The organism is Paenibacillus caseinilyticus, from assembly GCF_027533645.1.
GTDB lineage: Bacteria > Bacillota > Bacilli > Paenibacillales > NBRC-103111 > Paenibacillus_G > Paenibacillus_G caseinilyticus.
Genome location: NZ_JAQAGY010000010.1, coordinates 69,233 through 84,232 on the forward strand (window position 1 = coordinate 69,233; position 15,000 = coordinate 84,232).

Below are 15,000 nucleotides of genomic sequence, written 5' to 3' on the forward strand. Positions count from 1 at the left end.
ATGGCACCCGCCAGGCGAGTCTTCCATCACATATGCGAACCACATAACCAAAGGAGAGTGAGATCATGGAGCACACCGGCGTTCAAAAGAAAGCGGCAACAAAATTGTCCGCGGACGGTTCCGTCCTCCGGCGTCTGCAGAGGGACAAATGGCTCTATGTGCTGCTGCTGCCCGGACTGCTGTATTTTCTCCTATTCAAGTACGTGCCGATGTGGGGCGTGCTGCTGGCCTTCAAGAACTTCCAGCCGTTCCTCGGCTTCTGGGAGAGCGAGTGGGTGGGCCTCGAGCACTTCCGGCAGTTCTTCGCGAACCCGGATTTCGGCCGGCTCATGCGCAACACGCTGATCCTGTCCCTGTACAACCTGCTCTTCTTCTTCCCGGCCCCGATTATCTTGGCCCTGCTGCTCAATGAAGTGCGCGTCTCTCTCTACAAACGGGCGATCCAGACGCTGATCTATGTACCGCACTTCATGTCGCTGGTCATTGTCGCGAGTATCTCTTATGTCTTCCTGACCACGGAAGGCGGGATCGTCAACCTGATGCTCGAGAAGTTCACCGGCCAGAAGATCGACTTCCTGGCGAGTCCCGACTGGTTCCGGCCGATGATCATCCTTCAGACGATCTGGAAGGAATGCGGCTGGGGCACGATCATCTTCCTGGCGGCGCTGGCCGGCGTGGACGCGGAACAGTACGAGGCGGCCATCGTGGACGGAGCGAGCCGCTGGCGCCAGCTGTGGCACATCACGCTGCCGTCGATCCAGAGCACGATCATCATCCTGCTGATCCTGCGGCTCGGCGATGTCCTCGACAACGGGTTCGAGCAGATCTATCTCATGAGCAATGCGCTGAACAGGGAAGTGGCGGATGTCTTCGATACGTACGTCTACATGATGGGCATCACGCAGGGCGCGTTCTCCTATAGTACGGCGGTGGGACTCTTCAAATCCGTCATTGGGGTCACGCTTGTGCTCTCCTCGAACTATTTGGCGAAGCGCTTCGGACAGACGGGGATCTACTAAGCGCTCCCCGCAGGTCCCCGGCGTCCAGCATTCCCGGCAGGATCGCCGGCTCTCAGGCATCCGGGGGAACGCCTGCGCTTGGACAGAACCCGAACTTGACTAACTTTTCATAAGGAGGCGCAGCATTATGGGCAAGCAGTACCGCACGCTCGGCGGCACGGTGTTCGATATCTTCAACTATTCGTTCCTCGGCATTTTTGCGCTGGTGACCGTGATTCCGTTCCTCTACGTGATCGCCGGCTCGTTCGCATCGGACGCCGAGCTGACGCAGAGGGCATTCTTCCTCATCCCGAGCACCTTCTCGATGGCGGGATACCAGTACATTTTTTCTTCGGATACGCTGTTCCACTCCCTCGGGGTATCGGTCTTCGTGACCGTATCGGGGACGCTCGTCAACCTGTTCTTCACGGTAACCATGGCTTACCCGCTCGCCAAGCGTTCGCTCATGGGCCGCAGCACGGTGCTCAACCTGATCGTGTTCTCGATGCTGTTCGGCGGCGGGATGATTCCGACATACCTGGTCATCAAGAGCCTCGGGATGCTGGATTCGTTCTGGGCGCTGACCCTGCCGGGCGCGATCTCGGCATTCAACCTGATCGTCATCAAGAACTTCTTCGAGCAGCTGCCCCCGGGACTGGAGGAATCGGCCCGCATCGACGGCTGCACCGAGATCGGCGTGCTCTGGCGCATCGTGCTCCCGCTCTCGAAGCCGGTCCTGGCGACCTTCGCCCTGTTCTATGCGGTGGGCCACTGGAACAACTTCTTCCAGGCGCTGCTCTACATCAACGATCCGGAGAAGTGGCCGATGCAGGTGATGCTGCGGCAGATCGTCATGCTCTCCCAGTCGTCCATCGGCGACACGGGGATGCTCGACCCGAACTTCGTCCAGCCGCCCGAACAGACGATCAAGATGGCCGTTATCGTGATCGCGACGATCCCGATCCTGTGCGTCTATCCGTTCCTGCAGAAGCATTTTGCCAAGGGTGTGCTGATCGGATCCATTAAATAAACATAGCCGTCCCACAACAAATCGTACCGAAGGGGAGAATCTTACATGAAAACACCATCCAAAGCCTGGCGCAAGTGGACCGCCTCGTTCCTCGTCACTGTCCTGTCCCTGTCGACACTTGCAGCATGTTCATCCGGAGGCAAGGAAGCCGCACCGGCCTCGGGAGCTGCGGGCGGAGGCGCATCCGGCTCGGACAGCGGGCCGTACAAGCTCAATATCATGCTGCCGGCGCATAAGACGACGTTCCCGAAGGATAACGGCCCGGTCGTGCAGGAGCTCAACAAGTACCTGAATGCGGAGATGCACCTCGAGTGGGTGCCGAACAACTCCTATCCGGAGAAGCTGAATATCACGCTGGCCTCCGGCAAGCTGCCGACGATCATGGTGATCGACTCGAAGTCGCCTTCGTACATCAATGCGGCCCGGACAGGCGCCTTCTGGGAGCTTGGTCCCTACTTGAAGGACTATCCGAACCTGAGCAAGGCGAATCCGATCGTACTGAACAACTCCTCCATTGACGGCAAAATCTACGGCATTTACCGGACACGGGCCCTCGCACGCAACGGCATCGTGTACCGCAAAGACTGGCTCGAGAACGTAGGACTGCAGGAGCCGAAGACGATCGACGACTTTTACCATATGTTGAAAGCCTTTGCAACCAAGGATCCGGACAAGAACGGCAAGAACGATACGTACGGCATGGTCATCTCCAAGTTCTCGGGACCGTTCGATATTATCCAAACCTGGTTCGGCGTGCCGAACAAATGGGGCCCGGATGCGAGCGGCAAGCTCCAGCCGGCCCACCTGTTCCCGGAATACCTCGATTCGCTGAAGTTCTTCAAGAAGCTCTATGACGAGAAGCTGATCAACGCCGACTTCGCTGTGATGGATACGGCCAAGTGGAGCGATCCGGTGGTGAACGGACAGGCCGGCGTGATCGTCGATGTCACCGACAACTCGGCCCGGGTGGAGGACAGAATCCATGCGGCGCTGGAGAAGGCAGGCAAGGACGACAAGAGCAAGCAGTTCATGGATATACTCGACACGGTGGAAGGGCCGAAGGGCAAGAAGAACCTGCCGACTTCCGGCTATGCCGGCGTGATTGCGGTCTCGAAGTCGGGCGCGAAGACCGAAGCGGACCTGAAGAAGGCGCTGACCTTCCTCGACAAGCTGGGTGACGACAAGGCGCAGATTCTGGCCGGCAACGGCATTGAAGGCACCCACTACAAGAAGGTCGAAGGCGGGATCGAGATGATCAAGGATGCGGCGAAGATCGAAGGGGAAGTGGAAGGGCTGAACCAGATGCTGACCTTCTTGCCCGAGGACCGCACGCTGAAGGTCGTGCAGACGCCGCTGCGCCAGAAGATCGCGAAGCTGCAGAAGGACGCTGAGCAGTATATCGTGCCGAACCCGGCCGAGCCGCTGGTCTCGAACGTGTACTCCCAGAAGGGGCCGCAGCTCGACACCATGATCAGCGACGCGCGGACGAAGTTCATCGTCGGCCAGATCGACGAAGCGGGCTTCCAGGCGGCGGTCGACCTGTGGCGCAAGAGTGGCGGGGACGAGTATGTGAAAGAGATCAACGAGCTATACGAGAAAACGAAGAAGTAAGCAGAGGCGGGAGGGGGCTGACGGTGCGTGCGCGCTGGGCTCCCGGATCCTGCCGGGATCATAACAGAAGGAAAGTCCGCTTCACCGGCAGAAACGCGAGGAGGAACGGAGATGGACAGGGAAGAGCAGGAGCATGGCATGAGCAATAACGCGCCGGCGGAGGACAGCGGTCTTCGTGAGGCGCCGGTGCAGGAGCCGGCTGTAACGGTATCTTGGCTGGGTGAAGCTGCACCGCGAGGGGCTGCCGGAGTCACATGGGGGGTGCCCTGGAAAGCCGGCGAGCTGGACAGGGAGGAGCCGCTGAGGCTGCTCTCGGACTCCGGCATGCCGGTTCCCGTGCAGAGCTGGCCGACCGCCTATTACCCGGACGGCAGCGTGAAGTGGACGGCGCATGCGGTGTCCCTGGGAGAAGGGGCCGAAGGCTCTTACAAGCTGGCCAAAGGCGAAGGCGAAGCGCCGCTGCAGGGCATATCCGTGGAGGAGAACGCCGGGGATGTCATTGTGGATACGGGCAAAGCCGTCTTCACGCTAGGCACGGCAGGGGATGCGCTGATCCGCTCCATCGTGCGGGGGGAGAAGACGCTGTGCACCGGAGCCCGGCTGGTCGGGTTCAGGGAAGAAGAGAGCCTCACCGAAGGCTCCCGGGTAACCCGGACACAGGCGCTGCGAAGCCGGCTGAGCAGGGTAACCGTCGAACAACGGGGACCGGTGCGGGCCGTCGTGAAGTTCGAAGGCCGCCACGAGCTCCTCGGAGGCCTCAGCCCGAGAGCGTGGCTCCCGTTCACCGTACGGCTGTATTTCTATGCGGGGCAGGAGTCCGTCCGGGCGGTGCACACCTTCGTCTATGACGGGGACCCGGGCAAGGACGGGGTCAAGGGCCTCGGCCTGTCGTTCTCTATTCCGCTCGAAGGGCCGCTGTATAACCGCCATGTCCGGTTCACCGGGGATACGGGCGTCTTCAGCGAGTCGCCGAAGACGCTGATGACGATCCGTACGACGGGCCGTTATCAAGACTTGTACCGCAGCCAGACGTCGGGGGAGAACGTGAGCTTCGATCCGCAGGAGGATGCCCGGTTCCTCTCGCTGCTCGACGACTCCGCCGTCTGGGACCACTTCAAGCTCGTGCAGAACAGTGCGGACACGTACTCGGTGTCGAAGCGGACGGGGCCGGGCTGCTCCTGGCTGAGGGCGGTCACCGGCTCGCGGTCCCGCGGCGTCGCCTATGCCGGCAGCGGGGCGGGAGGGCTGGCGTTAGGTCTGCGGCACTTCTGGCGCAAGCACCCGGCCTCGCTGGAGATCTCCGGTCTGTCGGGGGGAGAGGCGGAAGCCACGGCCTGGTTCTGGTCGCCCGATGCGCCGGCGATGGATCTGCGCCACTACGACACGACGACGCACCTGGAGTCGTCCTACGAGGGATTCCACGAGCTGCGAAGCACGCCGTACGGGGTGGCGAACACGAACGAGATCACCTTCTGGTGCCTGGAGCGCACGCCGTCGCATGAGGAGCTGGATGCGATGGCCGGCTCCCTCGAGCGGCCCGCACAGCTGGTGTGCCGGCCCCAGCGTTATTACGACACAGGCGCCTTCGGCGTGTGGAGCCTGCCATCCCGGGAGACCCCGCTGCAGGCGGAGCTCGAAGACCGGCTCGATGCCGCGGTCGAGTTCTACAAGGCGGAGATCGAGCAGCGGCGCTGGTACGGATTCTGGGACTACGGCGATGTGATGCACAGCTACGATCCGGTCCGCCACACGTGGCGCTACGACATCGGCGGGTGCGCGTGGCAGAACACGGAGCTTGTGCCGAACATGTGGCTGTGGCTGACGTTCCTGCGCACGGGACGCGAGGATGTGTTCCGCCTCGCGGAGGCGATGACCCGCCATACGAGCGAGGTGGACACCTACCACTTCGGCGAGTATGCGGGGCTCGGCTCCCGCCACAATGTCGTGCACTGGGGCTGCGGCTGCAAGGAAGCCCGGATCTCGATGGCCGGGCTGCACCGTTACTTCTACTACCTGACGGGGGATGAGCGGACTGGCGACATCATGGAAGAAGTGGTCGATGCGGATTACACGACCGTCACGCTCGATCCGATGCGCTACTACTTCCCGAAGGACGAGTTCCCGACCCATACGCGGGTCGGCCCGGACTGGTCGGCGTTCTGCTCCAACTGGATGACGCGCTGGGAGCGCTTCGAAGATACCGCCTACCGCGACAAGCTGCTCGTCGGCTGGGAAGCGATGAAGGGGATGCCGCACCGCCTGCTCACGGGCCCGACCTTCGGGTATGACCCGAAAACCGGGGGGCTGCTCCATATGAGCGACGACAACTGGGGCCGGCACCTCATGATCTGCATGGGTGCGCCGCAGGTCTGGTTCGAGCTTGCGGAGCTGCTCGGCGACGACCAGTGGCGCGAGATGCTCGCCGAGTTCGGCGCGTTCTACCCGCTGACGCCGGAGGAGAAGGCGGCCCGCACGGGCGGGGCGATCGGCAGGCAGGGCTGGGACCATCCCGTGTTCTTCACGGTGATGATGGCTTATGCCGCCGCCCGGTACGGCGACGAAGCGCTGGCCCGCCAGGCTTGGGAGATCCTGCGCGGCGATAAGCTGATGCAGCGCATCGACCGCACGGACGAGGTGGACCGGCTGGCGTTCGTTCGCCCGCTCCGGGAGATCCCGGACGTCTCGACGAACTCCGTCTCCCAGTGGTCGCTCAATACGATTCTATGCCTGGAGCTCATCGGCCGGTGGCTCGGGAGCGAGGAAGCCGGCACAGCCGACAGGGGAGGTGAGCCAGTTACTTCGCCATCGTAAGTGCAGCGGCAGCGGCGTGACTTCGGCCGGCCGCTGCCTGCCATTACCTTCAATCCCAATTCAAGGAGGAATATTCCTGTGAAACTACGTTCCATCTCCCGCCGCCAGCGGCAGCGTCTGCTGAGTGCGGTTCTGTCCCTCGCCCTGCTTGTTCCTGCAGCGGCCCTTCCTGTCTCCGCCGCAGACGCTGCGGTCGATTCCGGCAGCACTTCATCCGCCGCGGCCCTGAAGCGGCAGGCCGAGTACCTGGGCCGCGGTCTGGTCGCCGTGCAGACCGAAGCCGGCGTCTTCGTCTCCTGGCGCCTGCTCGGCACGGACAAGAGCGGGACGGCGTTCAATCTGTACCGCGATGGAGTGAAGCTGAACAGCAAGCCGCTTACGGCCTCGACGAACTTCGTGGATGCGGCCGGTACGGCTTCGTCGAAGTACACCGTCCGCGCTGTGGTATCCGGGACGGAGCAGGCGCCGTCGAAGCCGGCAGGCGTCTGGGGGCAGAACTATCTCAGCGTACCGCTGAAGAAGCCGGCGGACGGCGTGAATCCGGACGGCACCGCTTTCACCTACAGCGCCAATGACGTCAGCGCAGGGGATCTCGACGGCGACGGGGAGTATGAGCTGATCGTGAAGTGGGACCCGAGCAATTCCAAGGACAACTCGCAGAACGGAATCACCGGCGAAGTGTTCATCGACGCCTACAAGCAGGACGGCACGTTCCTGTGGCGGATCTCGCTCGGCCGCAACATCCGGGCGGGGGCCCATTATACGCAGTTCATGGTGTATGACTTTGACGGCGACGGCCGGGCGGAAGTGGCGTTCAAGACAGCGGACGGTACGGTCGACGGCACAGGACAGGTCATCGGCGACGCCACGGCGGACTACCGCGATGCTTCGGGCCGGGTTCTGTCGGGCCCCGAGTTCCTGTCGATCTTCGACGGGCTGACGGGCAAGGCGATGGATACAGTGCCGTACGATCCTCCGCGGGGCAATGTGAGCGACTGGGGCGACAACTACGGCAACCGGGTCGACCGGTTCCTCGGGGCTGTGGCGTATCTGGACGGCCAGCATCCGAGCCTCGTGATGGCGCGCGGCTACTATACCCGTGCCGTGCTTGCCGCCTACACGTTCCGGGACGGGAAGCTGAGCAAGCAGTGGACCTTCGACAGCAATATCGAGGGCAGCCAGTATACGGCGCAGGGGAACCATAACCTGAGCGTGGCCGATGTGGACGGGGACGGCCGGGATGAGATCACTTACGGTGCCATGGCCATCGATGATAACGGCAAGCCGCTGTATACGACAGGACTTGGGCACGGGGATGCGATCCACCTCGGGGATCTCGATCCGGACCGTCCGGGCTACGAAGTGTTCCAGGTGCACGAGCACAAGGACGCAGCTGCCGGCATTGAGTTCCGGGACGCCCGTACCGGCGAGATGATCTGGGGCGTGTTCACCGGCAAGGATACGGGCCGGGGCATGTCCGCCGACATCGACCCGCGCTACCGCGGGGAGGAGGTATGGGCGAACGGACGGCTGTACAGTGACAAAGGCGAGCCGATCGGCACCACGGTCCCTTCTTCCACGAACTTCGGCATCTGGTGGGACGGCGACCCGCTGCGAGAGATGCTCGACCAGAACCGCATCGACAAGTGGGACTATGAGACCGGCACGACCCGCAATCTGTTCACCTCGGCAGAGATTGCCTCGAATAACGGCACCAAAGCGACGCCGAATCTGCAGGCCGATCTCTTCGGCGACTGGCGGGAAGAGGCGGTATGGCGGTCCACCGACTCCTCGGAGCTGCGGATCTATACGACCACCGCGGTGACGGACCGCCGGCTGCCGACGCTCATGCACGACCCTGTATACAGGCTGGCAGTGGCCTGGCAGAATGTAGGCTACAACCAGCCTCCGCATCCGAGCTTCTACTTGGGCGAGGGGATGGCGCCGCCGCCTGCGCCGCCAGTCTACGTGGTACGCCGGGGGACCGCAGCGCTCGAGCCCTCCGCATGGAGCTTGAAGGGCGGGGGCGGGGCGAATTCCGTCACGGCTTACCTCGAGCTGCCGGACGGGGCGGCGCGTGAGCTCGTGCCTTCCTCCGTGACGCTCAGCGTCTACGGGCAGAGCGTCACGGCACAGAGCCGGCCTTCGTCGATAGGCGATGCAGACGGCGACCGCATCCCGGATCTCATGGTTAAGTTCGACCGCCATGGGCTCGCCCGGGCGCTGGGAGGCGCACCGGCCGGCGTTCACAGGGTAAGCTTCCGCGGGAAGCTGAAGGACGGCAGTATCTTTGCCGCCGAAGCCCCCTTAACTCTTAAGCCGTAACAGGTATGACATTCAGAGCACGATTCCGCCATGGGGGAGTCGTGCTTTTTGCCGCGGCTGGTTTACTTCAGGACGGGGACACCGGAACCTGTTTTTTGTAATTTATTTTAGAATAAGTAATCGGGACTGGCCTCATCTGCGTACTAATGGATAGCCTTTAATTTCCTATAGGAGGAAGAAATATCAATTTTTTCAACCTATTATATCAATTTTTTTTAATTTTCTTGAAAGAAGAAGTAGAGTATAATGAGAGGCAGAATGATAGAAATGGAAAAAGAAGCGTATTCATTTGCTGCCATGGATACATTCTGTATCGCATTACCGATCAATTTAGGGTGGAAGGTCAGGTGTTCGTTGTGAGTAAGACACTCATTGCGCTGTGGATGGGCTGCATGTTGTCACTGCTGCTGGCGATTGGCGTGCAGGCGGAAGGACCGGTCATGATTCGGATCGACAGCCCTTATCCGAACACTTCTTATGACCGTGTTCTGGGCATCAGGGCGAGCACGTATTCGGAAATCGAGGCTGTGCGAGCCGTCGCGAAGGTGGAAGACCGTGAGGCTGAGCTCGTGTACTCATGCGTGGGCGAATGCGGATGGCGCGGAGAAATTGCGCTCGAAGGATTAACCAAAGGAGCCAAGAGGCTCACAATCGAGGTAACCGATGAACTGGGCGGGATCAGCACAGAGGAAGCTCCTTTCTACTATAATTCGGCTCCCGTATTGACCAGGGTAGAGCCGGCCCATGAAGCCGTCGTGACGGACGGCAAGCTTCATGCCGTAGCTGCTGCGGAGGATGACAGCTCGGTGCCGGAGATCCGGGTGCGGGTCACTGGCGATTTCAACACGATCGCAGATTTCAGCGGCAAGGGCAGCATAGACCAAGTGATCGATGTCTCGGATTATGCCGGACAGCAATTGAAATATTATGTGACGGCGAAGGATGATCAGGGAGCCGAGAGCGACAGCCTCTGGCATACCGTACACGTTACATCGGATCCGAGGAATATTCCGGTGGACACGGCATCCGGCCGGATCGTGGACTTCGACCGGGAGCGGTATCTGCTCGAGCGGTCAGGTCCGCACGGGTACGCTCTTGTGATCAAGGATCGGAAGGACGGGACCGAATCTCTCGTGGCCGACAGGGCCGAATTCAATAACAGGATGCAGTTAACCCCGACGGGAGCCCTGTTCATCCAAAGTCCGGGCACTTCGAATTTCGTGCACTATTGGACGAAAGGGGAACTGACGAAGGCGCCGTATTCCATGCGGTCGAAGTTCGGGATCAAGGGGAATTACGCCTTATTTGACCACAAAGGGGCACCGACGCCATTCGTACTTTATGATACTTCGATCCCCGGTACGCCGGCGGAGACGATCACGGAATCATTCGACGGGTTCGAGCTGACGGATGACGGAGGCTTCTACTTTGTCCAAGGGGACACGATCTTCCGCCATCCGCTGAAGGGCGCCTCAGAGGCCTATGTATCGGGTGATGAGGGCAAGGGCATCCGGGGATTGGCCGCCAGCGGAAGCCGGCTGCTCTTCCAGCAGGGACAGGAGCTCTATGCCTATGACGGGAGCCAAGTTGCGCTGATCTCGGGCGGGCTTGACGTACGGGCGGCGGCACACGAGGACTATGAGCTGAACGGCGGCTGGATAGCTTATATCGCTGCCGATGAAGAAGGAACGGGTCTCTTCCTGCGGTCTCCGGAGGGCGCAGTCACCCGGGTAGCGACGGTGAACGGTTCACCGAGCATCGGCCGGCTGGAAGCGGACGGAAGCCTCAGCTATGCTTCCGGAAGCCGGGTCTATCTGTACCAGCCCGGGAATGAAGCACCGGTATCGGCGGGCACAGCCGAACTGGATTCGATCAAGCTTCTGGACGGCGCTTGGTACAAAACCATCGGCAACTCCCTGTTCCGCTTCCAAACGGCTAGACCGGACGCGGAAGGGCCCGTATGGCCCGGCGGGCAGGCGCTGACGGTCACAGGGGTGACCTACAGCTCCGCGGTTCTTCAGTGGCTGCCGGCGTCGGACGGCACAGGGGTGGCCTCCTATCACGTATACCGGGACGGCGAGCCGCTGGCCTCCGTGGCCGGGGACGTATACGGTTATGTGGATGACAGCCTTGCGCCAGCCACAACTTATGAATTCACCGTGGAAGCATGGGATGCCGCAGGCAACAAAAGCAAAGCGAACCCTGCCGTCACCGTGACGACCTCCGCATACCAGAGCGGGGACCGGCAGGCTCCTGTATGGCCTGCCGGCAGTGCGCTTACGGTTACGGATGTCACCTACAACCGCGCACAGCTGAGCTGGCCTGCGGCAGAGGACGATACGGCGGTCACTTCTTATCTCATCTACAGAGACGGACAGCTGCTGGATACGGTGGACGGATCGGTCTACGGGTACGCGGCGAGCGGCCTTCAGGCAGGGACGGCCTACCGGTTCTCCGTGGCTGCGGGGGATGCGGCGGGGAATGTGAGCGAGACCCCGCTGGCATCGACCGTCACGACCGGAACGGGCGAGCCGGTGCCGTCCGCCAAGCTCAGCCTGCAGGCGAAGCCTGGCTTCCTCGATACCGGCTCCGTTCTCGAAGTGAACGTGCAGGGAGACGCGGCGGATCTGTATGCGTTCCTGGCGAAGCTGACTTACGATCCCGCGAAGTTCAAGCTCATGCAGGTGAAGCTTCAGGACAGCTTCGGCCGGGAGAATGACACAGCCGTGCTCGCCAAATCGAGTCCGGCTGCGAATCAGGCGAACATCACAGGGACCCTTCTCGGCGACGTACCGGGCAAGAACGGCAAGGTAGGCCTGCTGACGCTGAAGTTCACCGTGCTGGCCCAAGGGACGGGGACCTTCTTCCTGCAGCCCGGATCCACCCTGTCGGACAGCCAAGGACGGATCGTCCGGCTAGATAACCCGGTGCAGCTGGCCGTGCAGGTGAGCGGCGCGGATCTCGATCAAGATGGGATTGTTGGACTCAGCGATCTCGTGCTGATCTCGAAGCACAGCGGCACGAAGGCCGGGCAGCCCGGCTACGAGGCGAGATTCGACCTCAACAACAGTGGAGCGGTCGACAGCGCGGATGTGCTGTATATTGCGAACGCGGTGGCCTCTTCGGCCAAATAGCACGATAGGGGGGCTGCCTTGGGCAGCCTCTCTGTTGTTGTCCGCGGTCATTCCGTCGCCGGCCCTTCCCGGCGGGCGAGCGGAGCCGCTTGTTTCCATGCCCTGGAGAGGGCTGTCACGTAAGATAAACGGCTTCGCCGTCCTTTAAGGACGAGAAAATCCGACAAAAGATCATTTTGGCCGCCTTTCAGGCAGCCGGGGTGACGTTTGCCGGATTTTTTAGTTTTTCCTGCATATACCTTGAAGTAGACAAGGAAGAGGAGGATCCGTATGAAACTCTACATCTCCATCGATATGGAAGGAATCACGGGACTGGCGGACACAACCTTCATCGACTCGGGAGGACGCAATTACCGGCGGGGCCAGGAACTGATGACGATGGAAGCGAACGCGGTCGCCGAGACGGCGCTGCGCAGCGGCTGTACCGAAGTGCTCGTGAACGACAGCCACTCCAAGATGAACAATCTGCTCATCGAACGGCTTCACCCCGAGGTGCAGTTCATCACCGGCGACGTCAAGCCGTTCTCGATGGTCCAGGGGCTCGGGCCCGGCTTCACCGGGGCGGCATTCCTCGGGTACCATGCCATGGCGTCTAAGGCCGGGGTACTCAGCCACACGATGATCTTCGGGGTGCGGAGCATGTACATCGGGGACCGGGAGATCGGGGAGCTCGGATTCAATGCGTACGTGGCGGGCCACTACGGGGTGCCGGTGCTGCTCGTGGCCGGCGACGACGAAGCGGCGGCCGAGGCCGAAGCGCTCATTCCGGGCGTCGTGACCGCCAGCGTCAAGCGTCGCCTATCCCGCACCTCGGCTCTCTGCCTTACGCCGGAGAAAAGCGAGGAGCTGCTGCGGGGGAAGACGGCGGAAGCGCTGGCCGCCAAAGATCGGATACAGCCGCTGAGCCCGCCGGAGCGCCCCGTGCTGTCCATCGAGTTCGCGAATTACGGACAGGCGGAGTGGGCGAGCCTGATGCCCGGCACACAGCTGGAGCAGCGTTCGCCCGTGGTGACGTTCCCCGCTTCCGATATTCTGGAAGCGTACCGTGCGATGCTCGTGATGACCGAGCTGGCTTCCCGCACCTCATTTTGCTAATCATTCGTGCTAGTAATTCAAGCCGGAACGGAAGGAACTATGGACTATGCTGCCTTATATCCTGAAGCGGCTCTTCTCGATGCTGCTCACCTTATGGCTGATTGTGACGGTGACCTTTTTGCTGATGCACGCGGTGCCGGGCTCGCCCTTCGAGAAGGACGGCCGGAATGCGAATCCGACCGCGGTGAAGAACATGATGGAACATTATCATCTCGATCAGCCTCTAGCTGTCCAATATGTGCTGTACCTTAAGGGGCTGGCCACACTGGATCTCGGGCCGTCCATCGCCCATTACCCGGACAGCGTAGGTTCAATGATCGGACGAGGGTTCCCCGTCTCGTTCCAGCTGGGACTGGCCTCGCTGGCGCTGGCCGTCGTCTGCGGCGTGGTGCTCGGCACCTTGGCTGCGCTCCGGCAGAACGGGCTCATCGATTCGCTCTCGATGCTGCTTGCGGTCCTCGGTACGGCCGTCCCAAGCTTCATCATCGCGCCGCTGCTCATTCAGTATGTTGCCGTCGAGTGGAGACTGCTCCCCGCAGCGACCTGGGGAACCTGGAGGCATGCCGTACTGCCGACCTTGGCCCTGGCAGCGGGGCCCCTCGCCATGATCGCACGGCTGACGCGGGCCCAGATGGCGGAGGTGCTGACGCAGGAGTACATTGATACGGCGCGTGCCAAGGGGCTGCCTCCGCATGTGATTATCCTGAAGCACGCGCTGCGCTGCGCCATCCTGCCCGTCATCACGCTGCTCGGGGCGCTGATGGCGAATGTGCTCACGGGCAGCTTTGTGATCGAAAAAATTTTTGCGGTGCCGGGTATGGGCAAGTATTTCGTGGAGAGTATCAACAACCGGGACTATGCGGTCATCCTGGGGACCACGGTATTCTACAGCGCGCTGCTGCTCGTGATGACGTTCCTCGTCGATATCGTCTACGGGTTCATCGATCCCCGCATGAAGCTTCACCGGAAGGAGGCGTAGAGCCGGATGCAGGTTCCCGATCATTTGTTTGTGCCGGTGCAAAGGGAGGAGGGGAGCCGGGAGGCCCTGGTCCGCCCGCGGCTGACAGCTTGGCAGGAAGCGCGCGGACGGCTGCTGGAGAACAGGCTCGCCGCAGCCGGCCTCATCGTCATCGCGGGGTTGATCCTACTGGCTGCCTTCGGCCCGCTGATCACCGGGCATGACTTCCTGAAGCAGGATCTCCTCCACGCGAACGGGGCCCCGTCGGCAGAGCATCTCTTCGGCACGGACGAGCTCGGACGCGACGTATTCGCACGCATCCTGTACGGCGCCCGGATCTCGTTGTTCATTGGGATTACGGCGGCGCTGATCGACCTCTGCATTGGTGCCCTGTACGGCGGGATCGCAGGTTATCTCGGCGGCCGGACCGACCAGCTCCTGATGCGTCTGGTCGATCTCTTGTACGGCATCCCGTACCTGCTTGTGGTCATCCTGCTCATGGTCGCGATGGGGCCGGGGCTGCTCACGATTATCGTGGCGCTCAGCGCCACAGGCTGGCTCGGCATGGCGCGGATGGTCCGCGGGCAGGTGATCCAGCTGCGTTCCTCCGAGTACGTGCTCGCCGCCCGGACGCTGGGCGCCGGAGCCTGGCGAGTCATCTCCAGGCACCTGCTGCCGAACGCGGCCGGCGTCATCATCGTGCAGGTGACCTTCTCCGTCCCGTCGGCGGTGTTCGCCGAAGCATTCCTGAGCTTCCTCGGGCTCGGCATCCAGCCGCCCCTCGCTTCCTGGGGCGTGATGGCGAGCGACGGTCTTCCTGCCGTTCTCTCAGGGCACTGGTGGCGGTTGTTCTATCCGGCGCTCTTCATCTCGCTGACGATGCTGGCATTCAACCTCCTGGGGGATGGACTGCAGCATGCATTGAATCCCAAAAGGAGGTAGGTCCGCGTGAACAGAGACCCTGATTCCGACAAGATCAGCTCCCAGGGCCTTCCATTTAATTCCATGTACCATACTTCTATGACCCATACTTCTATG

General features: G+C 61.7%; 9 protein-coding genes. All 9 read left to right on the forward strand.

The annotated features are described in order from the left end of the window. Positions 1-65: 65 nt before the first annotated feature. On the forward strand, positions 66-1,019 hold the full coding sequence (locus O9H32_RS16615) for an ABC transporter permease (RefSeq protein WP_269867241.1): 954 nt from the start codon (positions 66-68) through the stop codon (positions 1,017-1,019). 127 nt (positions 1,020-1,146) lie between these two features. Continuing rightward, complete coding sequence (locus tag O9H32_RS16620; protein WP_269867242.1) at positions 1,147-2,028, forward strand: carbohydrate ABC transporter permease; 882 nt, start codon at positions 1,147-1,149, stop codon at positions 2,026-2,028. 45 nt (positions 2,029-2,073) lie between these two features. Further along, the gene (locus O9H32_RS16625; protein ID WP_269867243.1) at positions 2,074-3,639 is read left to right on the forward strand and encodes an extracellular solute-binding protein; all 1,566 of its coding nucleotides are present in this window, start codon (positions 2,074-2,076) and stop codon (positions 3,637-3,639) included. 111 nt (positions 3,640-3,750) lie between these two features. Further along, positions 3,751-6,450: an exo-rhamnogalacturonan lyase family protein gene (locus O9H32_RS16630; RefSeq protein ID WP_269867244.1), complete on the forward strand. Its 2,700-nt coding sequence runs from the start codon at positions 3,751-3,753 to the stop codon at positions 6,448-6,450. Positions 6,451-6,528: 78 nt separating this feature from the next. Beyond that, a complete protein-coding gene (locus O9H32_RS16635; RefSeq protein ID WP_319946938.1) occupies positions 6,529-8,775 on the forward strand; it encodes a rhamnogalacturonan lyase in 2,247 nt (748 codons plus the stop codon). 356 nt (positions 8,776-9,131) lie between these two features. Beyond that, a complete protein-coding gene (locus O9H32_RS16640; RefSeq protein WP_269867245.1) occupies positions 9,132-11,909 on the forward strand; it encodes a fibronectin type III domain-containing protein in 2,778 nt (925 codons plus the stop codon). Between the two features lie 270 nt (positions 11,910-12,179). Continuing rightward, positions 12,180-13,004 (forward strand): M55 family metallopeptidase, encoded by an 825-nt coding sequence (locus O9H32_RS16645; RefSeq protein ID WP_269867246.1) that lies wholly within the window; start codon positions 12,180-12,182, stop codon positions 13,002-13,004. A 46-nt stretch (positions 13,005-13,050) separates the two neighbouring features. Beyond that, entirely contained in the window at positions 13,051-13,983 is a 933-nt protein-coding gene (locus O9H32_RS16650) for an ABC transporter permease (protein ID WP_269867247.1), read from the forward strand. Positions 13,984-13,989: 6 nt separating this feature from the next. Then, the gene (locus tag O9H32_RS16655; RefSeq protein ID WP_269867248.1) at positions 13,990-14,904 is read left to right on the forward strand and encodes an ABC transporter permease; all 915 of its coding nucleotides are present in this window, start codon (positions 13,990-13,992) and stop codon (positions 14,902-14,904) included. The last annotated feature ends 96 nt before the right edge of the window (positions 14,905-15,000 follow it).